The sequence below is a fragment of the bacterium (Candidatus Blackallbacteria) CG13_big_fil_rev_8_21_14_2_50_49_14 genome, assembly GCA_002783405.1.
Taxonomy (GTDB): domain Bacteria; phylum Cyanobacteriota; class Sericytochromatia; order UBA7694; family UBA7694.
Map to the genome: position 1 here is coordinate 57,526 of PFGG01000072.1, position 22,264 is coordinate 79,789.

The window sequence follows — 22,264 nt, forward strand, 5'->3', positions numbered from 1 at the left end:
ATAGGGGGATGAGAGTCATTTCAACACGCAGATTCGCCCAGTTTCTCATCCCTTTCCTGGCCTTCGGTGCAGTCGCCTGTAGCCCAGTAGATGCCCGTGCCCCCCAAACAGCGAGTAAAGCCACAGCTTCCCCCCTGGCCCTGATCCCAGCCAAATTTGGAGAGATTGAGCTGCAATTGGAATTGGCAAGAACCCCTCAAGAACAGCAGACAGGTCTGATGAATCGCAAATCCTTGCCTGAAAACCAGGGCATGCTGTTTATTTTTGAACAGGAAAAAACCCTGGGATTTTGGATGAAAAACACCCTGATTCCCTTGAGTATCGCCTTTCTCAACTCAAAACTTGAGATTGTCGATATTCAGGAAATGCAAGCATTGGACGAAACAACCCATATTTCCTTAAAACCAGCGCTTTATGCCCTCGAAATGAATCAAGCTTGGTTTAAAAAACACTCTATTCAAGTGGGAACAAAACTGACAGTTTCATTGCCAGAAGCCGCTTCCCAGCCTTGAGGGTGCAGCCCTCACAGATCAGAAATGAAATGCAAGGCTAAAATGACCAGAGGATATAGACAGGTCTGTCAATTATGAAAAATAACCGGGACAATTTAACTTCCCGATCTGCCAGGAAAAAACATACCCTTTTCCGGCAGACGTTGGTCATGCTGTGTGCATCGGGGTTTCTCAGTTTTCATCTTCCAGCTTTTGCACAACCCGCTGCTTCTGTCATTCAAAACCTGCAATACAATAACCGTGAACAAATTTTGGGATTTACCTCCACCAACCGGCCCTTGCCACAAATTCAATATTTGCCACGAGAATCGGGACGACGTGTCGTTATCGATTTGCCCGATGCGATTTTTCCCCAGGTGCGCGATGAAATCTCGCCCAAAATTCCTGGCGTAGAAAAAGTAAGGATCAGCCAATTCACGAATGATCCACCTGCAGTGCGCATGGTGCTGGATGTTGAAAAAGAAGTCGATGTTGCCATCCGAACTGAACCTTTGGGTCAGGGTTTCCAAACCTGGATACAACCCCATCAACAGGCTGGAACAGCTCAAAAAACTTTTCGAGTCAGCCCTCCCACGATTCAACTCGCTGCGATTCAATCCGTTGAATTGAAAAAACTCGAATTACGCAATAACAACCTCTATATGGAAGGAACTGGCCCCCTTTACCCTGAAATCCGCAAATTAGATGCAGAAGAAAAGCGATATGGCATCACCCTTTACAATGTACGCAGTCCGCTCAATGGCAAGCGTCCCGAACTCAACTCAGCACTGTTTAAGGATGTTCAAATTGCAAACAGCTCTGATCGCGTAGAAATTCAGTTTAAACTGACCCGCGACGATGTGGAAATCGTGCCATTCAGTGAAGACAATAACTGCACGATTCAATTTCTAGTACTCGCCTCCTCTAAAAACTTAGCCAAACTCGATGAAATCGAAATCATGGAAATGGATTCGACAGTGACGCGAATTCGCATTCACACGGATCGCCCCTTTGATTATCAGATTTATCCCCTTGAAAAGCCGCATCGCCTGGTGATTGATACGCTGGGAACCGTTTTAACCCAGCGGGAGGATACACGCCTGATTCGCTCCAGCGGGAATTTAGAACGAATCCGCATGGCACCCTTAAACCGTCAACAAAACTCAGATATTCGCTTTGTTTTTGATTTAAAAGGTGAAGTGGCCTATCAATACAGCACCCACGATCGCTATGTCGAAATCATTTTACAAGCCCGAGACCGGGATCGCCCCCCCCCGATAGATGAAGCCAGCCGACGTGCTTTTATTGTGATTGACGCTGGACACGGGGGCAATGATCCCGGTGCGATTGGCAAAGGGGGCATTCGAGAAAAAGAAGTGACCCTGGCTGTTTCAGATTATTTGAAACGCTACCTTGAAAACGATCAATTCAAGGTGATCTTAACCCGCGCCGAAGATTTAGAGATTCTTTTACAGCCCCGCGTCGATGTCGCAAACCTACGCAATTCCGATCTATTTATCAGCATTCATTGCAATTCAATGCCCCCCAACAATGAGCATATCAAAGGAATCGAAACCTATTACACCACCCCCCAAAGCAAAGAATTGGCAGATGTTTTGCATCAATATCTTGTCAAAGAATTGGGCGCTCCTGATCGCAGGGTACGCAAACGGGGACTTTTTGTCACCCGCAAAACCAAAATGCCCTCTGTCTTACTCGAAATTGGCTTTGTTTCAAACCCTGAAGAAGAAGCCCTCTTAAGCAGCAGTGCTTACCAACGCAGAGTCGCCAAGGCGATTCGAGATGGAATCTATGATTATTTAAGCAAACACAAGCCACAAAGAGCGGGCAACTTATAAGGGCTGCAGACTGCTTCAGTAAAGTAATCTTAAATCGTTTTAAGGGTCTCAAAATGCCTCAAAACAAAAGCCCGGCTCTGGCCGGGCTTTCAAATTTTGATTGTTTATTGATTCAGCAAAGGTTGCATTTTTTCTTCATGGCTGCCTTTCAAGGCACTCAGGGTCCCTCCGCCAACGAAGGTAATCGCTGAACCTGCAGCAAAGATAGGTGCAAAACTCATTCCGACCATTGCCCAACCCATTGCGTCTTCACCGTGGGTTACAGAAGCACCCACTACCGCAGCCCCTACAGCCAAACCCGCCAAAGCAAGAGTGCCTTTGGTTCCCCAGTTCCAGGCGCCTTCCATAAAGGTATTTTTTTCATTATCAACAGCTTTCACATCAGCCAGAACCGATCCTGACTCCGTATGCAATTGAACAAAAGGCATATCGCCTTTTTTCTGCAAAGCTTTCAAATCCAAACCATCACCTTGCAGGACATAATTTTTTCCATTGGCCTGAAAATAGACCTGATCCAGACCATCTTTTTTTCCAGCTTGATAGGCCTGTTCCAAAGCCACGCCCGGTTTTAATTCACGCAAGCTTCCGCCCAGGGACTTTCCATTGACTGTAACAACATTTAAATTCATGGTTCTCTACACCTTCTCTGATTTGATAAATTTTATATCGCCCAATATTTAGATTTCTGAATTATTTTAAGTATTTTTTGAATTAAAATTAACAATTACTTAAGCTTATTTCCCCCCTGCCCGCATAAACCCTTTTGCTGATGAAAGGGGATAAATCAAGCTATACTCAAAACAATTTGCGTTTCTGATCCTTCTTTCCGACACGCTCTTCTCTAGGGTCTTAGACAAAGAATGAGCAGGGATCTGGACATTTTTCAAAGATTAAGCTACTATTCCCATAAGACTTTCTAAAAGGTTCTGATCGATTCAAATTGTGAGATTCATCGATTCTGCTTCGACCGTTCATCCCGGCAAAACCCGCTTAAGTTTTTCTGGCCTGTATGTGTTCGTAAAACAGGCAATGAAGACCCTTCCATTTTGATCCCAGTCCCGCTAAAGTCCTTGAATTCATTGATGAAGGTATTTTAAGTTCATGAATATTTATGTTGGTAATCTGTCATTCCAGGCTGATGAAGAAAGCCTCTACCAGCTCTTCGCTGAATACGGCGAAGTCAAGAGCGCTCGCATCATCACCGATCGTGAAACGGGTCGTTCTAAAGGTTTTGCATTTGTAGAAATGCCCTCCGATGATGACGCCCGGAATGCCATCAGCGCCCTCAATGGAGCTGACTATCTGCGTCGTCCCCTGACCGTCAACGAAGCGCGTCCCCGTGAAGAGCGCGGCGGCGGCGGATTTGGTGGCGGCCATCGCCGTGGTGGCGATGGAGGTGGCTACCGTCGTTAAGCTTTAACGCTGAAGAAGCAGATATTCCCCGTTTTGGGTATGTTACCCAAAACGGGGCGTTCTTTTTGGAAGCGTTTGCTTCAAGCGTAACTTTCCGGTCGTAGCAGGCAACTCCTCCCGTCTGAGCTCAGAGATTCGTTATACTGATGACATGACTAGCCAAGAATTACTGAATACCCATCAAAAAGCCTTGCGAATCAACCTCGAACCTATTCGCTATGGTTCATTTGCTGAAATCGGAGCAGGCCAGGAAGTCGTTCGTTGGTTTTTTACGGTTGGCGGCGCGGCGGGGACAATTGCCAAAAGTATTTCTGCCTACGATATGAAAGTCAGTGATGCCATTTACGGACGCACCAAACGCTATGTCTGCCGCGAACGTCTTGAAAGCATGCTGGACTATGAACACAAACTCAATCTTGAGCGCTTACGGGACGAGCGCGGTGACAATACCGCTTTTTTCACCTTTGCAGATACCGTAGCTGCCCGCAGTTTTAAAGGCACAAACGAATGCCATGGCTGGATGGGGGTGCGTTACCAAGCCCATCCCCGTGATGAAGACAGCCAGATTATTCTGCATGTCCGCATGTTGGATAAGGAAAACACCCTGCAACAAGAAGCATTGGGAATCGTGGGCGTCAATTTACTCTATGGTGCATTTTTTTTGCATCACCGCCCAGATGACTTGATTCGTTCGCTGAAAGACAATCTCTCCCCTGGCCGAATCGTGATTGATATGATTGAATTTTCAGGGATAGAGTTCCGCAATGTAGACAATCGCTTGATGAGCTTACGACTTGTTCAGGAAGGCTTGGCCAATGCCGCCGTATTTGCAGCCGATGGTCAAGTCTTGCAACCCTCAGAATTCTTTTACAAAAAGCCCATTTTGATGGAGCGCGGAAGTTTTCGACCCGTACGCAAAGTTCATCTGGATCTCATGGAAGCAGCCTGGGATAAATTCAAACAAGAGCCGGGCGTAGAAACCGACAAGGTGATTCGGGTCATGGAAGTCACCATGCACCATTTAACAGCCTCAGGCGGCCTTGAACCCCGAGAATTCTTGGCCCGTGCCGATGCCCTCAATGCCTGCGGCTTTCATGTGCTGATATCCAATTATTTTGAATACTACCGTCTGGCGGCCTATCTTGCCCGTTTCAGCAAAAAGAGCATTGCCCTGGCCATGGGGATCCGCAGCTTACAAACCCTCTTCGACGAACAGTATTATACCCATCTCGAAGGGGGAATTCTGGAGTCTTTGGGCCGCCTGTTTAAAAATGATCTCAAACTGTATATTTATCCGGCCAAAGATCCTGATTCAGGTGCCGTGCTCACCTTGGATTCCCTTGAAATTGCTCCCGGTTTGGATAAATTATTTGGTTATTTGGTGGATAAGGGTTTGATTGTTTATCTGGATAATTATAACCCCGATTGTTTGACCGATTATTCGCGCAATTTATTGCACCAGATTGAAACCCATCAAAGCGGTTGGGAAGAAAAAGTGCCTGAGCAGGTCGTGAAATTGATCAAAGAGCGTCATTATTTTGGCTACCACCCACATGAGGACGAGGAAGATTAATGCTTGAAATCAATGACCTGACTGTAGAATTTGGCGATCGGGCCCTCTTTCAAAATGTCAGTTTGGTTTTTTACGATAAAAAGCGCTACGGTTTGGTGGGCGCCAATGGGGCAGGCAAGTCCACTTTTCTGCGTATTTTAACAGGACAAGAACACCATTACAGCGGTGAAATCACCTGGCCCAAAGATATTCGCGTCGGGGTTTTAAACCAGGACCATTTTGCCTTTGAAGATCAGACGATTCAAAATGTCGTGATTCAAGGTAAAAAAAATCTATGGGAAGCCCTGCAAACTCAGGATCAATTGTCGCAAAAATCTGATATGAGTTTGGAAGAAAGTGCTCTCTACGCAGAAGCTGAAGCTGTGATTCTGCGCGAAGGGGGCTATACCGCAGAGAGCGAAGCCGCCAAACTGCTGCTCGGTCTGGGTATTCCAGACAGCCACCATCGCCAACTTTTAAAAACGCTCTCGGGCGGCTATAAATTAAGGGTTCTGCTCGCACAATTGCTCTTCAGCCAACCTGAAATTCTTTTGCTGGACGAACCCACCAACCATCTGGACATCGATTCGATCAAATGGCTTGAAAGCTATTTAAATCAGTATCCTGGCCTCCTGATTGTGGTTTCACATGACAGAGGTTTCCTCAACGGTGTATCGACACAGATTGTTGATATCGATTATGGCACCCTGAGAATCTATACAGGCAATTATGATGCCTTTGAAGCCGCCAAAGCCCTCGAAAAAGAGCAAAAAGAAAAAGCCTTGGAATCTCAGGAAAAACGCAAAGAAGAATTGCAGGCCTTTGTCGATCGTTTCCGGGCCAAAGCAACCAAAGCTTCAGCGGCCCAATCTCGGGTGAAAATGATTGAAAAAATGGAAGCGATCGAGATTCAGCCCTCTTCCAGACGCTACCCAGCTTTTCGTTTTAGCCCCCATACGACCTCTGGCATTATTCCGCTCCAGGTCAAAGATTTAGGTAAATCCTATGCGGATAAGCAGGTCTTAAAAGATCTCTCCTTTGAAGTTGAAAGAGGGGATCGAATCGCCCTGATCGGCCCCAATGGAGTCGGCAAATCAACGCTTCTGAAAATTCTAATGCAGGAACTGGAAGCGGATCAAGGAAGTTTTCAATGGGGTCATGAGGTCTTGCCTGGCTATTTCCCCCAGGATTACCGCAGCCAACTTGAAAAGCAGATGAACGTCTTTGACTGGCTCTATCAGTATGATGCAACGGCAACCGTCAGTCAGATTCGCGGGCTCTTGGGACAGGCGCTCTTTTCAGGTGACAGTGTCAAGAACAAGCTTTCCACCTTAAGTGGAGGGGAAGCCACGCGCCTGATTTTTGCCCGCATGATGCTTTTGCCCTCAAATTTTCTGCTTCTGGATGAACCGACCAACCACTTGGATATGGAATCGATTGAATCTCTGACAGAAGCCTTGCGTGAATACAAAGGAACATTGCTGGTTGTAAGCCACAATCGTTATTTTGTCTCTGAAGTGGCTACCCGAATTTTGGAACTCAGACCCGAAGGGTTTACAGACTTTAAAGGCAGTTATTCAGAGTATCTGGAAAAAGCGGGTACGGATCATCTCAACCGCGACCTCTCCCTACAACAGCGCACGGTTCTCTCACAACAAACTCAAAAAGTGGAAATTCGCAATGACAATGCTCAGAATTATGAAGCCCGAAAGCAACAACAGCGCAGAATAAAACAGCTTGAAAAGCGCATTCCTGAACTTGAAGAACTCTGCCTATCATTAGAAAATAAAATTCAAGCCAGTGATTTGGCGCTGGCAGAGGCCTATGGTTCTGGGTCAGAAGCAGAGCAAGCACTTTGTCTGCAAGAGAAACAGAAACTCGAAGAAAAAATGACAGCCACAATGCAAGAGTGGGAAGAAGCTGAAGAAGAACTGGTAAACCTTCAGTCTTCAGAGTGAAGATTGGAAACATTAAAAAGAGAGTATAATGAGTGGCATGTCTGAGAACAAAATCCTTTCAGCGTTTATTCAGAAGCTTCAGGAAAAAACGGCCCGAATCGGCATCATCGGTCTGGGGTATGTAGGATTGCCCCTTTTAGAAGCCTTTTCACGCAAAGGCTTTGCTGTGACTGGGGTAGATATCAACCCCGAACGCATTCAGCAACTACAACGAGCAGAATCGTATATTCAGGATATTCCCAACCCAATGCTCGCACAGGTCTGTGCCCAAGCAAGTACGCTTTTCACCACTGATTTCTCAAGTTTAAGTGCTTGCGATGCGATTATTATTTGTGTTCCCACCCCCTTGCGCAAGAGCAAAGAACCCGATATCTCCTATATCCTCTCAGCAGCTGAAAAAATCGCAGAATTCCTCCACCCTGGCCATTTGGTCATTCTCGAAAGCACCACCTATCCAGGGACCACAGATGAAATTCTCTTGCCCCTGTTTCAAGCCAAAGGCCTCGATATTGGCAAGGATTTTATGCTGGCTTTTTCCCCCGAAAGAATTGATCCTGGCAATCAAAGTTTTCAGGTATCAGATATACCCAAAGTTGTGGGCGGGGTTACGCAAGCCTGCACGACTGCAGCTGAAAAACTTTACCATCAGGTGATGGAGAAAGTACATATTGTCTCCTCGGCGCGTGTCGCTGAGACGTCTAAAATTCTTGAAAATACATTTCGCAGCGTTAATATTGCCTTGGTCAATGAGTTTGCAGGCATTTGCCGAACCTTGGGCGTCGATATCTGGGAAGTCATCGATGCCGCCGCCACCAAACCTTTTGGCTTTATGAAATTTTTGCCCGGCCCAGGCATCGGGGGGCACTGTATTCCACTGGATCCCCACTATCTGATTTGGAAATCACGGTTACACGGCTATGAACCCCGCTTTATGGCCCTGGCTGAGCAAATCAATTCAGGCATGCCCCGAGAGGTTTTGCAATTGATTGTGGAAGCGCTGAATGGGATCAAGAAATCCCTGAACGGCAGTAAAATTTTAATTTTAGGGGTCGCCTATAAACCTGATATCGACGATGTCAGAGAATCTCCTGCCCTAGAACTGATTCAATTGCTTTGGAGCAAAGGTGCCCAGGTCGCGTATTACGACCCCTTTGTATCTGAGCTTCAAATTGAAAAGCAAAGATTAAATTCAATCGAGATTTCAGAGGGTTTGTTAAAGACTTTTGATTGTGGCGTGGTCATCACACATCACAGCAAAGGAGTTGATTATTCACAGTTTTGCAAAGAAATTCCACTTTGGGTAGATACCCGCAATGCCCTGCGTGAATGTCAAACTGAAAACACTCACATTCTCTGGCTTTAAGGCATGAAAATTCTCTGGGGCCCCGATTTCAGAGAGCCTTTGGATTTAAGCTTTTCTGAAGTACTCAAAGCCCAGGGTTCAAAATTTGACTACGATCCTGAGCATATACCACCAGGAGAGTTCCTACCGGCTTGGGAACGTCTGATTCATCGAGACCACTCTCCTCCCGACTGGTTTTTTGTTTTGAATCCTTTAAAGCGTTTGGCTCCGCCTCAAATCGGCAAGATCTCGCTGCCGGTTTTGGCAGTCTGTGATTTTTCAGGCCAGATGCATCCCCCATTTTTAGCAAAATGCCTCGCAGATTACGATGCCTTGCTTGCTGTAAACCCTCAGACCCAGGCCCAACTCAAAGCAGCGGGATTGAAGCCCTTAGATACGCTTTGGATGGGAATTTTACCCAGAATGCATAAGCCCCTGACCTCTCCTCAAGTCTTGTTTCCCTTGCTCTATTACGCTCAAAATGGGCATTCACCCCTGCTCTCTGAATTAGAAGCCTTGGATCTGCCCATAAAACCCCACTATTTTATCGCAACACACCCCGCAATCCTGCCCTTTTACTTCAAACACAGTCGCTATGTCATCTTGGATGACCCCTTTTTGAATACGCGCCATCTTGAAGCGCTGGCCAGTGGTGCCATTCTGCTCTGCCCTGAAACAAATACTGAAATTCAAAATTTTCTGGTTCCAGACCAGGACTTTATCTGTTTTAATCCTCAAAATCTGAGCCAAAAGCTATTAAGGCTTGAAGAGAACCCAGAACTTCGCCTTCAATTGCAGACTCAGGCCCGTGAACGCCTAAAAGAATATGATTATTTTCTAATTTGGAATAAACTCAAAACTGAGCTCCATTCAATCCAACCTCAAAACAAGGTAGCTGAACGCTTCAATGCACTCGCTCAAAATTCGAATCAAGCGCTCATTTCAGAAATTTACTGCACCAGTCTGGCTGAGAACCCAATTGGACTCAATCTTATGCCTGAGCTCGTCAAAAAAGCCCCCACCCCAGTGCAAGAAGCTCTTTGCCATATTCTGATCAACACCTATATTCAAGTTGCGCTTCATCCCCTCAGCAGTGGAAATTCCAAAGTTTATTTTGAATTGGCTCAGAATTACCTTGCCAGCCTGCCTGAGAGCCCGCAAAAAAACAGGCAATTGCTTTATTTAGCTTGGAAACAGAACAATCCGGCTCAAACTTTAGAATGGCTCAAGAAATCAAGAGAACTGCCGCTTGAAGATGCTGAAGTATTGTCCCTGCCTTTGGCCCTTTTCAACGATTCTCTTTACAAGGAACTTCAAAACTGGTGGAGCCCCCAGCATGCTTTAGAACTTGTTTGCGCCCAGATAGAGCTCAGTTGTTTGGAAAGTCTGCAGGCTTGGGAAAGTTTACTTGAACGATCCGAATTTTGGATAGTGCGCGCTCCTTTGGCGCTTTTTCACCGGGCCAAAATGAATGCTCTCAGTGCCTTGAATCAAAACAATAAAGTTTTGGAAGCCTTTGAACAGGCACTTCAGGACTGCCCGCTCGAAGTGGGTCTTTGGGTTCAATACGCTGCCTTTTTGGGCGCAAGCCACCCAGAACAGGCCTTCAAAATACTTTCACAGGGGCGTGAAATCAACCTCAGAATGCCCCTCTTTCTTGAAAATATTGAGGTATTTCATGCCCTCGAAAGAATGATCTGGAAAGCCCATCCGGCCCTCAAGCAGGAATCTTCACGTTCTTATTACATCCTCTGGGAAGGGGCCGTTCAAGCCCATCACAGCCTGGCACGCATCAATCGCTATCTCATTTCTGAACTTGAAAAAAAGCCAGAATTATACTTGACCCTTTTGCCGATTCATCCGCCTGAATTTTTTGAAGCCCATCCGCCTGGCGACCGCTCAAACCATCTCCAGGAACCGGATCTCGTCATCAGTCACCGCTGGCCCCCCCGTCTTCAAGCCCCGCAACAGGGCAAGTGGATCAATATTCTGCCTTGGGAGCACGGTGTTTTGCCCAGCGAATGGATTCACACCCTCAATACCCAAATGGATCAGGTATGGGTTCCCTCTCAATTCGTCGCCACAAGCTTTGTGCATTCTGGCGTCAATGCTGAACGTATCCGGGTGATACCCAATGGCACCCAACCCGAAATCTATTGCCCCGAAGGCCCGATTTGGAAACTTGAAACAGAAAAAACACTGAAATTTTTATTCATCGGCGGCATGATCCCCCGCAAAGGAGTAGATATCCTGCTAAAAGCTTATGCCAAGGCCTTTTCACGCAAAGATGATGTGGCCTTGGTGATCAAAAGTTTTGGCGACCAGGGTGTTTACTCCTCAGGCTCAATGGCTGAAGAGCTGCGCTATTTTCAAGAAAACCCTGAAGCCCCCGAACTGATCTTCATCAATCGCTCTGATCTCAGCGAGGCTGAGCTGGCCTCGCTTTATCGTGCCTGCCAGGTCTATGTGCACCCCTATCGAGGCGAAGGTTTTGGCTTGCCCATTCTTGAAGCCATGGCCTGTGGCTTGCCTGTAGTGGTTCCAGAAAGTGGCCCAGCACCTGAATTCAGCACTTCAGACTCGGCCTGGTATCTGCCCACCTGGGTGAGTTTTGAACAGGCCAAAAATATTGGCAATCTGGGTGCAACTCCCTTTTTGCCCTATTATCAGGAGGTCGATGGGGATGCGCTTGCCGACTGTCTGCGCAGTATTGCCCAATCCCCAGAACTGATTCCCAGCAAAGCAAAAGCCGCAGAGCGGGAAGCGAAAAACTTCTCATGGCAGACCATGGCAAGCAATACTTGGCAAGCAATTCAAGCTTGCTCAGACAAAAAGACTCCCTTGAGATTTCAAGTGCCACAGGCCTTAAATCAATGGCACCAGGCCCTGCAAAGCAATGATTGGCCCGAACCTGAAAGTTTAGCTCTGCCTTCGCCGCTTGAAAATTTTCTGCCCTATCTTCAGCACTTCTTGCGAAAGGCTCTGAATAGCCAGAACACAAACTATTTTAAACGCAGTCTTCGTCAGGCCCTGAAAGCGGGCCTGGGATTAAATGACTATCTTCGGCTTGAACTACCTACCCTGAAGGATTTGAGCCCCTTGCGCATTCACTGGCCCGAAAGCATCTTTGAACCCGCACTCTGCTTTCAGCAGCACCCCCTTTTTCAACCAGTTCAAACACCGGGAAAGGCAAATCTGATCATCACCCAAAATCCCAGTATATTTAGTCAAGAGACGATTTTTTGGGCTGAGCAGGGCACTGAAGCATTGCCCTCCCCCGATCAAGTGGCAGCCGTCTGGTACGGGCACCCGCTCCAAAAATCCGAACTTAAAAGTCTGGGTTGGTCTGAAGAAAATATCCACTTTTTGCCTCCAGGCCTGGATTTTGAGTTTTTTCATCCCCAGAACAGTCCACATCAACTTGAAGAATCTTTGGGAAGGTTTTGCTTTATGGCCTTCCCTGATTTCCAGAAAGATCAGAGCTGGAAACAACTCATAAAAGCCTATTGTGAAGCCTTTCAAGAAGATTCCCCAGTCAATCTCGTGATGAAGCCCTTGGGCATCAGTTTTGACGCTGCGATTGAAGAAGTGACCGATTGGTTGCAGACAGAAAACCTGGATCCAGAAACCATTCCCTCTTTGACCTTTATTCAAGAAGACCTCACCCGCCAAAATCTTCAAGGCCTGTTTACCGCCAGCCAGGTGTTTATTGAACTACAGGCAGGAAACAGCTTGTGGGCCCTGGCGGCTCAAGCCAGCGGTTGCAGAGTCTTTTCAAAGGGGCAGGCCCCCCATTTGGAAGCGCCCTTTGCAGAAGTCCTGGCAGAGCACAGCGTTTCTGGCCTGGCCTGGAGAATGAAAAAAGCTGTAGAGGTCCACAAAGATTTCAATGGTTTTGCGATTCGAGAATATTTGGAGCAGAGCTACAGTCACACCCTCTGGAAAAGAAAGCTGGATCAGCTTTTGGGCCAAATCCTGTTGAAAAGGCAGTGGGGTCTTTAGCAAAAGGGACGTTAAATATAGACCTGCCAGTGCAAGCCCATCATCCCTTCAGAATCACAGATCGCCTCAAACTTAATCGCTTCATGGGCAAAACGCAAAACCAAAGATTGGTTCTTTAAAAGATAAACACTGTTGAGTGGTTGACGCAATAAATCTTCAAGTTCAGATTCTTCGAGTGCATCAAAGCCCAAAATACTCTCGCGTGGATCAGCTGATTCTGAAATCAACAGATTCACACCAATATTCAGAGCGGCTTCAATCGCACCCGACTTTTTAATGGGTTTAGAATGAATCCCCAATAAAAGTTGGCTGTCGGTACGATCCAGCATACGCATGCGTACTGTAAATTTGTCTGAAAAGAAACGGGGGTCTGGGGTTTGCTCAAATTTAAAGCCCGTCGCAATTTTGCCTACCAGGGGAGAGAGCAGTTCATGATGCAGCGGCGTTAAAAAATTAGGATGGGCCATTGCGCTGAGTATTGGATTCCTTTCAGTTCCTGAATACTGTCATTGTAGTACATCTGAATTCTTTGAGCCAAGCTCAAGGCTTGAGGAGATCCTGTTTTTCAGTTACTATAGGGGTTATGCGCTGGTTCAACCCCTTTCCCCCTCCCCTGCTTTTTGCCTGTAATCAATGTGGAGACTGTTGTCGTGAAATGGAAGTTCCGCTCAACCACAGAGATATCGCGCGTTTAATCGCCCATTTTCCCGAAGCCGAGCTCACTGAACTGGTCAGAATGGTACCAGCTGACAGCTCAGATCCAGACGCCTTAAAACTTGAAAACAGTTGGCGGGTACTCAGCTTGCCAAATCAGGGGCCTGAAAAAGGCTGTAAATTTTTAAACGAAAATCAGTGCAGTATTTATCGTTCAAGACCCACAGCCTGTCAAAACTTTCCTTTAAAATTCAACAAAAAAAAGCAACTCGAAATAGCCCCTGAACACTTCCTGCTCTATGAATTGGCCTGTGATAAAGCGCCGATGCCGCGAAGCTCAAGAGCAATTCAAGCCTTGGAACAAAATGAACGCGAATTCAAGGAATACCGCCGCCTGGTTAAAGCTTGGAATCTCCGGGTAGGGGATCAAGTTGAAAAACAAACCCTAACAGAACTTTGGCAGTATTTAAAAAATTATTCTTGAGGGCTCGACGGGGCTTTGCTGATCACCACCAGAAAACTTCGCCGGGTTGAAGATTCAGGGCTGACACCATTGCGGGGGGCCAATTTGAAAACCAATTCAGCCTGGCCAATTTTAAGCGCTTTAAACACAAAGATTTGATCGGGTTCATAACCAGGCGGGGGATTCTTGGGATAAATCGATTGCCCAGACGTTTCTTTGACAAAACTGAAAAACGCATTGTCTGGGGTTTCCCGTTCCCAACGGTACAAACTGTTCGCCCCAGAGGCTGGCATGACCAATTGGAACTCCTGCTCCAGCTCGGCATAAATTTGACTTTTATCGGGGGTCACAGGCTCTGCCAGCAGTAAAGTTGGATTGGGTTGGCGACAGGCTGGAAGGCTGAAAGCCAAGACCAGCAGAAATAAAAATCGTTTCATGCCCGGTCAGGTCGGGGATAGGCAAAGGTTTCAGAAGTCCGGCACCAATCCTCGCCGCCCATACGACCCACCGCTTTCAACAAAGCCGGGTCGATCGCACCGGCCTGGTTGAGAACCCTTTCATCAATCTCGATGCAGAGAATTTTACCCACCACCAGATTGCCAGCCCCTCCTTCTTCCCCATAGGAGCGAATCTCAACCAATTCACACTCCATATTCACAGGAGATTCTTTGACTCTGTTGCCTTTGATCAGCTGCGCCGGCACGGGGGTTAAACCTGCATATTGAAATTCACTTTCACCATAGGGCAAGGGTGCAGAAGCCTGATTGACCCGCTCAGCAATGGCTTCTGTCACGGTTGCGACCACAAACTGGGGGTGAATTTCAAGATTGCGCAAGGTATCTTTTTTTTGACCTGTGCGCCCGGCCAATTGAGGTGAAAAGGCCAAATAGGGAGGGTTACATGAAATCAGAGTATAAAATGAAAAGGGGGCGAGATTGGACTCTCCTTCGCTGTTAAGCGTGGAAACCAAGGCGATCGGTCGCGGCTGAATGATTTCTGTCAGGCGACGATAAATTTCCTGCCAGGTTTTTTCAGAAGTCAATAAGGTCAAACTCATGCTTTACTCCAACTGTACTGATCATCATCTTCAATGTTTGTAGCCAGGGAAGGGGGTGACAGAGGCTTGAAGACGGTGAACCATTGCGTTTCCCTTTTCAATCCTCAAGGGAATTTTAGCACAGAGCAGGGACTGGGATTTGCAAGCCCCAGCCCCAGAAGGCCCTTAAAACTCAGCTGCTGATTTGGGAATAAATAGCCTCAAGCCCTGGTTGAAATTGGGCTTTCCAGACCTCAATTTTCTGAGCATAGTCAGCCAGTTCGTTGGCATAGGCATCTCTGTATCTTTGATGCAGCATAAAATCAGCACCCGGTCGCTCAGGTTTTTCTGGCAAGGGATGCTCCTTCAAATAGTTCAAGCCTGTTTCCAAGAGCGGAGAGGACAATCTTGGATCCTGAAATAGACTACTTTGCAGCGCTGCTTCAAAGCTGATCCGATCTTCTGCCTTGGGAGCCATCAGACTGTTGGCCAGACGGGTAAAAGGGTCTTCGCCCTGTTGAGAGGCTCCAGCATCTAAAAATTGTTGCTCAGAGTCGCCAAACGCTTTGATATTTCTCTCAATTTTAGACATAAATTTCTCATCATACATCGCATGGGTGTCTGGAGAGCCAATCAGAAGTTCATAGGCCAAAACACCAACTCCCCATTGATCGCCTCGGGTAGTCATGCTTTGCTCGCCCAAACCTTCGAGAGCATACTTCTGAAACAATTGCTGATACGCATCTGGATCTATTCGGTATTTGGCCTTTTCAGCCAGGTTCATATCTGCAGGAAAGTCATCGCTTTCAAGCAAACCATGTTCTTCGCGAATATAATCTTGGATCTCTTTTTTTGCAAGAGTAACCAGGCGTTTTTCATCGTGTAAACGTTCTGGCGATTTGTAAATCGGGTTATCAGCTGTTTCAGAAAGCGCTGAGAGCGTTTTTTCTGTTCCCATACCCGCCAGGCCGAAATCTGTCATTTTCACCTTCAAATCGCTGCCCATTAAAAAGTTATCCACTTTGATATCAAAATGGTACCCCCCTTGCTGTTCCATATGTTGGGCCCCCTCCAGAACACCTTTTAAGGTTGAAATCGCAATTAACTGCTTGAATTCATAGGGAATCACCCCTGCCTCCAATGCCTCGGTTAATTTTTGATTCAAATTCCGAAGGCTTCCCCCAGAAGCAAACTCCTGAACGGTGAGCAGCCGATCATCGGAGGTCTTGAGCATCCCTTTCAGACCAATGATATTATCGTGTCCGGTTTGGCCTGAAATTTCAAGATGGGCCTTATTTTCAGCCAGCTCACTCTGACGTAAGAACTTGGGATCTTGCCCCTCAACAGCTTTCGAAATTTTGACGGCCACAAAACCTGTGCCTCCTTCTTCCTGGTAGCGGAAAACGTCAGCAAACCCACCTTCAGCTAAAAATTTTGGCTGAACATATTTTCTGCCATTGAGTTCAAAGCTCACGGGCACCCTGTTTTCATTCAAAACAAGGGTTTCCTCGCTGGTAAACCCTTCCATACTCTTCTGCACACCTGCATAGAGCGTATCTAAAACCAAAGCATTTGAAACCCCAATTTGATCCCCTACCAATTGATGAAACTGAGTGCGATTCAAAACTGAGAAGTTCAAGCGCATGTCTGGATCTGAAAGCAATTTTTGGGACAGTTCCTGCTGCATGGCGCGCAAAGGTTCTCCCACTTGCCCCACAACCGCTGATGGGGAAGCAGACGCAAACCCTTCTTGCAGACCGGCCACGATGGCAGCAATAAATTGTTCTTTCTTTTCAGAAAGCTGAGAGAGCTTGGTGGAGTCATAATCCTTGAGAGCGCCCACCATTTCACGCACTGCATGTTTCAATTCGTCCTGGGAGAGGTTTTTTAAGCAGAGGGTGAGATCATGGTTCGCCCCTAAGCCTTCAATCCAATCTTTTGCCTGATTTTGAGTTTGTTTTACTACCTTTTGAATCTGGGTTTTGCGTTCATGCGCTAAAATTGAGCGATCTGCTTTGTCTAAATTCTTCAAGGCCTGTTTGAACTCGGTTTGCAAGGCCTGATCCACCTGTCCTTCGCGGTTTGCCCCCTGGAGTTGAGCAGAGAATATTTTCAACTGGCTCACCATAGACTCGGTTTTAAAGAGTCCAAAATCCAGCCGTTCTTGAAATTGCTGAACCTGGGGTACGGGATCTGTTTCGCGATGGGTCAGGTGAGTCGCGTCATGTTGGTGGGCCAGATACTCGGCCTGCGCAGATTCCAAGCCTGTTTTTTCAAGGGTCGTTACATGTTTGAGAGCAGATTTTGCCTGTTCCAGAATTTGATTGGGAACAGGCAAATCTTCACTGGCTTCCTGCAAGGCTTCGGAACTGGTATCCAAAATAAGCCGTGATAAACTTTCCTGATCTTCGCTGGAGGGTATCCGATCAGTGCTTGAAACTGATTTTTTAAAGGCCTCTGGATTTGAAATGGGTTTTGTTGAATCAGGTGGGGGGGGGCTTTGTAATTTTTCAGTCTTTTGCGTATCGAGCGCAGGAAGCGGATTTTTTGAAGGATTGATTTGCATAAAATATAAACAGCCTTATCAATTTTGTATTTAACTCATATGAAAAATAATAACATTTTCTGTCAATAAGTCAAGTGAGTACAAGATTCCTATAATTTTTTTCTCAAATTGAGAGATATGTACTGAGGCTGATATTGAAAAAAAGAAAGCATTTCCCTCCAAAATATGTTTTTATTTTCATTCAATTCAATTTCGCTCACACCCTCTGAACTTTTTTCCAACATGCCTTTGAGTAAATTTAAATCGTGCAACATATGTTGGCGGGTATTCTGTTCAGCAAGATTGTGCATCAAGCCATAAATAAAAACAGAAACAGGAGTCACTGTAAAAAACAACTGAGGCTGCAAACTGCGCAGCTTCATTCAGGCCCAGGCCCCAAGAAAAAACCTCGTCCGCGAATGGTTTGCAATAAAGGAGTGGAAAATGGACTGTCTAATTTCTGCCTGAGATTGCGGATATGCACATCGATCAAATTACTATCCATTGAAAAATCAGGTAAATATTCAGAAATTTCCAAACGGCTGACGACCCGGATTCTAGATCGGTTCCTGGGCCATCACCAGTCCCTATTCACCCTGGTTTGCGATATCCAGGCTGAACCCCGCTTCCTCAAGTCCCCAGGCCAAGTTTTCTGCCAGCTCCTGCTGGTCTTCAACCAGCAGCAAATGCATTTAAATCACGCAAATAAAATTGATTTGGACGATGGGTCTGGTGCTCAGTATTCCCCATAGATAAAAAAGGAACCCAGTGTATCCTGATCTTCACGGGTATAGGCAGGTGGCGTCAGCGGATCAGGGGTTTTGGGGTTAAAACCCACCAAGGTATAACTCGCCAGAATTTCGCGTTCTGTACTGACATAGACCACTGATTGAAGATCTGCATATTTACGCTCGCCCAATATGAGGCGGTTGCGCTGGTTCAGGAAGACAAAGCCCTGAAGCTGCCCTGCATAATGCACGGCATAAATCAGCGGGCCATCATCAAATTCAAAGGGGCGGGCTTGAAAACGTGATTTGAGAAAACGGGTCTGTGCCTCAAGAAAATCGCCATAGGCCTCAGTCACCCCATTGCCTGGCAAGCCTGAAATCAATTCAAACCTGAAAGTGTCTGAGCTTTGAAGCGCTTGCGTTTTTTTCTCAAGGGTCTGGGCCAGTGAAGCCAAGCGTCCCAATGTGACGGGGCCTGAATAATTCAAATTGAGTTCAGTCTGCGAACCACTGACCAGCGCTCTCAATTCAAGGTTTAAATCATTCTGAACCCGTGAAGTGCCCGGAAAACTCATCAACCAGGCTTTTGCATTGCCTTTCTCAAATTGAAGCCCCACGGGTGCCGGATGTAGATAGAATAAATCAATCCCCCGGCGCTTGCTGACTTCGTCAGCGTAGACCTGGGCCTGGGCTTGGGTACGGGTCGCGATTTCCGCAGGAAAATCCTGCGGCCCCCATACACGTGTTTGTGAACGTTGAAGAACCTTAGCACGCACCCCAGATTGTCTGATCACGGGTGATGAAATCTGCAGGGGTTGACACGCCCACAAAAGAACGCTTCCCAAACATATCCCAGCCAAGGCCAGATTCAAAGTCCTAATTTTCATGGGTGCAGGAATCAAGCGTTGGCTGTTTCGTCATTCGCGGCAGTTTGAGATTGTCCAGCTAATTTTTCAAGACTGGCAGAAATGCTTGCCAAATGTTCGTTTTGCTTGTCCATGGCTTCTTTTAAGCCATAAAGTACTTCAGCTATTACAAAAAGATGGGGCGTCTGACGATCAGAAAGGTAACCATACAGCTCGTTGAATTTGGACATGATTTTATCCTTCGCTTTTCTGCTTTCATATTAGCATGAAGCTCAATCTTCACCAAGCCTTGAAGGAGTTGAACCTCAGTGCGAAGGGGCCGTGTCTAAAAATCGTCTGAATTTTTCAAAGGCTTTGCGTCGCATGCTCAGAGAAGCCTTGGTTTCTGGCGACATCTCAGCAAATCGAAGCGTACTGCCTTCGGGCATAAAAATCGCATCCCAACCGAAACCCGCTTGGCCTTGGGGTGAAACAATCCGGCCACGGGTTCGGCCCTCAAAATAGTGCACTCTTTGAGATGCCTGTGTTTTTTCAAGGTAGCCGATCACCGTAACGGCCTCAGCTGAATCATCATGAAGCGCCTGCGTTAGCTGATACAAGCCCTCAAGCCCCAGTTTATCCTTTTGAATAAACCATTTAATCAAGGGGCCAGGTAAGCCTTTCAAGGCCCCCAGATAAAGTCCTGTATCCTCCACCAAGAGGCGGGGATGATCTGGCCCCAAAGCAAGGGCTGCAAGCAGTTTGGCTTCAATCACAGGTTGCGGTTCGGAATCCTGAATTTCTGGCAAATCTAAATCCCAGGCTTCAATTTCAGGCACAAAAGCACGGGCTTCACGCAGTTTGTTCTGGTTGCCCGTAATAAAGTAGATTGCAGACATTTTAGCTTGCCCCAAACAAGAAAAAAGCCCACGAGGGGCCCGATTATCAGAATCAGCCAACTGAAATTCTGTTGAAAAAGCAACCCGCGAGATTTCTCAGAGTATCAGATTCGCTCCATTCAGAATGAAGCGAATCTGACCTCAAAGATCTTGTCCTGCTGTGATGTAAACTGCAATCGCTGGTGTGTTGCGGAGCTTTAACTTCGGAATCTTGTGACCTTATCTATTACCATAAACAGGAAATGACAAAAAAAACGTGATCAATCACCCAAAACAGATTAATTTTTCTGACAGCTTGGCTCTTTTACCAATAATTCCTGAGAACGACTCAAACAGATTTTTGTGAACTGCGGATCTGCGGTTTGAATCAATTGATTGATGACTTCCTGACTCTCTTTACGCAAAGCATTGTCTTTCGTGGTATCGACAATGCATTGCAACGCAACAAAACAGGGCGGGTCACCTGCGTCAGGGGAAGCAGAAGCAGCCGGTGAAGTCGGAGATTGGGGCACCTGACAGGCAGAAATCCCCCCCAAAACCAAAACCCAAATCCAAAATTGCTTCATCGTCGTTTCCCTTAAATCCTTCAATTTGCACCATTATAACACTCCAGATCCAGGCAGAAGAGATATGCAATTCTTGATGTGCTGACTTTCTTCTCAGGACTGAGAGAGTTAAAATACCCAGCAGTGATCAAACCCCTACCTAAAGAAACAGAGCGTAACATGAAGAATCCCCTAGAAACCCTTGAAGGCTGGCGTGAACATTACCGTTTACAAGGGCTTGCCGAATCTGATCTGCCCTTTTTGTATTACCAGCCCGATCTTGCTACTGGCCTTTTACTTTTGCATGGCTCGGCAGCAACCCCTTGCAACCACAGGGCCTTGGGACAATTACTCTTCGGTCAGGGGTTCAGTGTTTTGGCCCCCGTCTTGGCGGGTCACGAAAATCCAGCACAACTTCAGTCAGGTGCAATCTCCTGGCAGGATTGTTACCACTCGGCAGAAGAAGCTTTGGATTGGCTCAGCCAATATGTGCAACGCATCTTTGTTGTGGGGTCTTCTTTTGGCGGCTCACTGGCCTATCTCTTGGGCATTCATCGCTCAGACCGCGTTTCGGGCGTGATCGCACTCAGTGCTCCCAGCCTCAATTCTGGTCGTTATCGCCCGCCCACTCCCTGGATGCACCAAGTCACAGCCTGTACATCCGAGGTAGAGCATACCTTGCATCGCCTGGAAGTTCCCACCTTGGTCATGCACGGAGCCGATGACCCCGCAGTCAAAGTCAAAAATGCACTCTATGCCTTTGAACAGATTGCCGCCCCTTGTAAAAAATTACTGCTCTATCAGGGCATGGGGCATTCACTCGGTTTTGGTTTTAATACCCCCGAAGTCGCAGGAGATATCGCAGGCTTCATTCGGCGCAGTTGGGAACCAATCCCTTCGCGCTTTTCACTGGCAGATGCCGATTTTGAGAGCGTGTATCTGGCGGGCGAATTCAATCGCTGGGAAGCACACAGCCTGCCACTCAAAAAAGAGAAAGGCGTTTGGACCCGCTTACTGGAATTGCCCCCAGGCGTGCATCAATACAAATTTGTCATCGATGGCAAGAACTGGGTACTGGATCCTGAAGCAGATTCCGTTTTAACTCCTTATGCTGAACGAAATTCGGTCATCCGAGTAGGTTAACCCCCCATCGGCAAAGAAAAGGTATAAGCATAGGCCAGAAAACCGATTCCGGCCACAATGCGATACCAGCCAAACCAACGGAAACCGAAGCGCACCACCGATTCAATAAACAGTTTGATCGCCAGCAAGGCAGAGACAAAAGCGACCAAGCCGCCTAAAATCAGCACGCCAAAATCCTGCCCGGAAAAACTTTGATAGGACTTGAGCAAATCATAGCCTGTGGCAGCCAACATGGTGGGAACAGCCAAAAGAAAAGAGAATTCAGTGGCCTGTTTCTTATCCAAGCCATGAAATAGCCCCCCCAAGATTGTGGCGCCAGCTCTGGAAACGCCAGGAACCATGGCCAGGCACTGAATCAGGCCAACCCAGGCGACTTGCTTCAAAGGCATCTCTTCTGGTGAATATAGAGAAGGACGGCTTTCAATCCAACGGTCAAAAAGAATCAGAACCCCCCCCCCCACAATCAGCGAAAGGCTGACCACCAAAGGATTGAATAAATACCCTTTGATCAGTTTATAGAGCACAAAACCAATCGTTGCTGTGGGTAAAAAGGCCACAAAGAGTCTTAAATACAAAGCTGGCCCCTGTAAAAAACGTTTGAAATAGAGCAAAACGACCGATAAAATGGCGCCCAACTGAATCGCAACCTCAAAGCTTTTAAGGAAATCTGTATTCTGTAGTTTTAAAAGGGCGGCAGCGAGAATCATATGACCTGTGGAGGAAACAGGCAGGAACTCGGTTAAGCCTTCAACGGTTCCTAAAATCAAGGCATCAATGGGTGTCATGGAA

Annotated in this window: 21 protein-coding genes; 9 read left to right on the forward strand and 12 right to left on the reverse strand. The window is 46.9% G+C overall.

The annotated features are described in order from the left end of the window. Positions 1-8: 8 nt before the first annotated feature. Both COW20_20250 and COW20_20255 read left to right on the forward strand, forming a co-directional pair. Positions 9-512 carry a hypothetical protein gene (locus COW20_20250; protein PIW45463.1) on the forward strand — a complete coding sequence of 168 codons (504 nt, stop codon included), beginning with the start codon at positions 9-11 and terminating at the stop codon, positions 510-512. Between the two features lie 74 nt (positions 513-586). Then, positions 587-2,350, forward strand: coding sequence for a hypothetical protein (locus COW20_20255; GenBank protein ID PIW45464.1), 1,764 nt, complete (start codon positions 587-589; stop codon positions 2,348-2,350). A gap of 104 nt (positions 2,351-2,454) precedes the next feature. Here the strand turns inward: COW20_20255 and COW20_20260 are convergent, their stop codons facing one another. Continuing rightward, positions 2,455-2,979, reverse strand: coding sequence for a hypothetical protein (locus COW20_20260; GenBank protein ID PIW45465.1), 525 nt, complete (start codon positions 2,977-2,979; stop codon positions 2,455-2,457). Positions 2,980-3,451: 472 nt separating this feature from the next. Here COW20_20260 and COW20_20265 point away from each other — a divergent pair, with 472 nt between their 5' ends. The 5 genes from COW20_20265 (at position 3,452) to COW20_20285 (ending at position 12,617) form a co-directional block, all read left to right on the forward strand. Then, positions 3,452-3,763, forward strand: coding sequence for an RNA-binding protein (locus COW20_20265; protein ID PIW45466.1), 312 nt, complete (start codon positions 3,452-3,454; stop codon positions 3,761-3,763). Between the two features lie 151 nt (positions 3,764-3,914). Continuing rightward, on the forward strand, positions 3,915-5,336 hold the full coding sequence (locus tag COW20_20270; protein ID PIW45467.1) for a nicotinate-nucleotide adenylyltransferase: 1,422 nt from the start codon (positions 3,915-3,917) through the stop codon (positions 5,334-5,336). Continuing rightward, positions 5,336-7,273: a hypothetical protein gene (locus tag COW20_20275; protein ID PIW45468.1), complete on the forward strand. Its 1,938-nt coding sequence runs from the start codon at positions 5,336-5,338 to the stop codon at positions 7,271-7,273. Before COW20_20270 ends, COW20_20275 begins: the two co-directional genes overlap by 1 nt. Positions 7,274-7,310: 37 nt before the next feature. Then, positions 7,311-8,636: a UDP-N-acetyl-D-glucosamine dehydrogenase gene (locus COW20_20280; GenBank protein ID PIW45504.1), complete on the forward strand. Its 1,326-nt coding sequence runs from the start codon at positions 7,311-7,313 to the stop codon at positions 8,634-8,636. A 3-nt stretch (positions 8,637-8,639) separates the two neighbouring features. Beyond that, positions 8,640-12,617: a hypothetical protein gene (locus tag COW20_20285; protein PIW45469.1), complete on the forward strand. Its 3,978-nt coding sequence runs from the start codon at positions 8,640-8,642 to the stop codon at positions 12,615-12,617. An 11-nt stretch (positions 12,618-12,628) separates the two neighbouring features. On the opposite strand, the gene COW20_20290 is transcribed toward COW20_20285, so the two are convergent. After that, a complete protein-coding gene (locus COW20_20290; protein ID PIW45470.1) occupies positions 12,629-13,084 on the reverse strand; it encodes a hypothetical protein in 456 nt (151 codons plus the stop codon). 116 nt (positions 13,085-13,200) lie between these two features. Here COW20_20290 and COW20_20295 point away from each other — a divergent pair, with 116 nt between their 5' ends. After that, the gene (locus COW20_20295) at positions 13,201-13,755 is read left to right on the forward strand and encodes a hypothetical protein (GenBank protein ID PIW45471.1); all 555 of its coding nucleotides are present in this window, start codon (positions 13,201-13,203) and stop codon (positions 13,753-13,755) included. Here the strand turns inward: COW20_20295 and COW20_20300 are convergent. From COW20_20300 to COW20_20340, 9 genes are all read right to left on the reverse strand, one after another. Further along, positions 13,746-14,171, reverse strand: coding sequence for a hypothetical protein (locus COW20_20300; protein PIW45472.1), 426 nt, complete (start codon positions 14,169-14,171; stop codon positions 13,746-13,748). The genes COW20_20295 and COW20_20300 overlap by 10 nt on opposite strands. Further along, positions 14,168-14,791: a flavin reductase family protein gene (locus tag COW20_20305; protein PIW45473.1), complete on the reverse strand. Its 624-nt coding sequence runs from the start codon at positions 14,789-14,791 to the stop codon at positions 14,168-14,170. The genes COW20_20300 and COW20_20305 overlap by 4 nt, the downstream gene beginning before the upstream one ends. A 172-nt stretch (positions 14,792-14,963) precedes the next feature. Beyond that, complete coding sequence (locus tag COW20_20310; GenBank protein PIW45474.1) at positions 14,964-17,336, reverse strand: hypothetical protein; 2,373 nt, start codon at positions 17,334-17,336, stop codon at positions 14,964-14,966. A gap of 89 nt (positions 17,337-17,425) precedes the next feature. Further along, positions 17,426-17,698 (reverse strand): hypothetical protein, encoded by a 273-nt coding sequence (locus COW20_20315; protein ID PIW45475.1) that lies wholly within the window; start codon positions 17,696-17,698, stop codon positions 17,426-17,428. Beyond that, entirely contained in the window at positions 17,695-17,871 is a 177-nt protein-coding gene (locus COW20_20320) for a hypothetical protein (protein ID PIW45476.1), read from the reverse strand. Before COW20_20320 ends, COW20_20315 begins: the two co-directional genes overlap by 4 nt. 180 nt (positions 17,872-18,051) lie before the next feature. Beyond that, positions 18,052-18,915, reverse strand: a complete 864-nt coding sequence (locus tag COW20_20325) for a hypothetical protein (GenBank protein ID PIW45477.1) — start codon at positions 18,913-18,915, stop codon at positions 18,052-18,054. 26 nt (positions 18,916-18,941) lie between these two features. Beyond that, a complete protein-coding gene (locus COW20_20330; GenBank protein PIW45478.1) occupies positions 18,942-19,139 on the reverse strand; it encodes a hypothetical protein in 198 nt (65 codons plus the stop codon). A 75-nt stretch (positions 19,140-19,214) separates the two neighbouring features. After that, on the reverse strand, positions 19,215-19,847 hold the full coding sequence (locus COW20_20335) for a non-canonical purine NTP pyrophosphatase (GenBank protein PIW45479.1): 633 nt from the start codon (positions 19,845-19,847) through the stop codon (positions 19,215-19,217). Positions 19,848-20,065: 218 nt separating this feature from the next. Further along, complete coding sequence (locus tag COW20_20340) at positions 20,066-20,353, reverse strand: hypothetical protein (GenBank protein PIW45480.1); 288 nt, start codon at positions 20,351-20,353, stop codon at positions 20,066-20,068. Positions 20,354-20,512: 159 nt separating this feature from the next. Between COW20_20340 and COW20_20345 the strand changes: the two genes are divergently transcribed. After that, positions 20,513-21,475, forward strand: coding sequence for a hypothetical protein (locus COW20_20345; GenBank protein ID PIW45481.1), 963 nt, complete (start codon positions 20,513-20,515; stop codon positions 21,473-21,475). Here COW20_20345 and COW20_20350 read toward each other — a convergent pair. Further along, complete coding sequence (locus COW20_20350) at positions 21,472-22,260, reverse strand: UDP-diphosphatase (GenBank protein ID PIW45482.1); 789 nt, start codon at positions 22,258-22,260, stop codon at positions 21,472-21,474. The two genes, COW20_20345 and COW20_20350, sit on opposite strands and share 4 nt — an antisense overlap. Between the last annotated feature and the right edge of the window lie 4 nt (positions 22,261-22,264).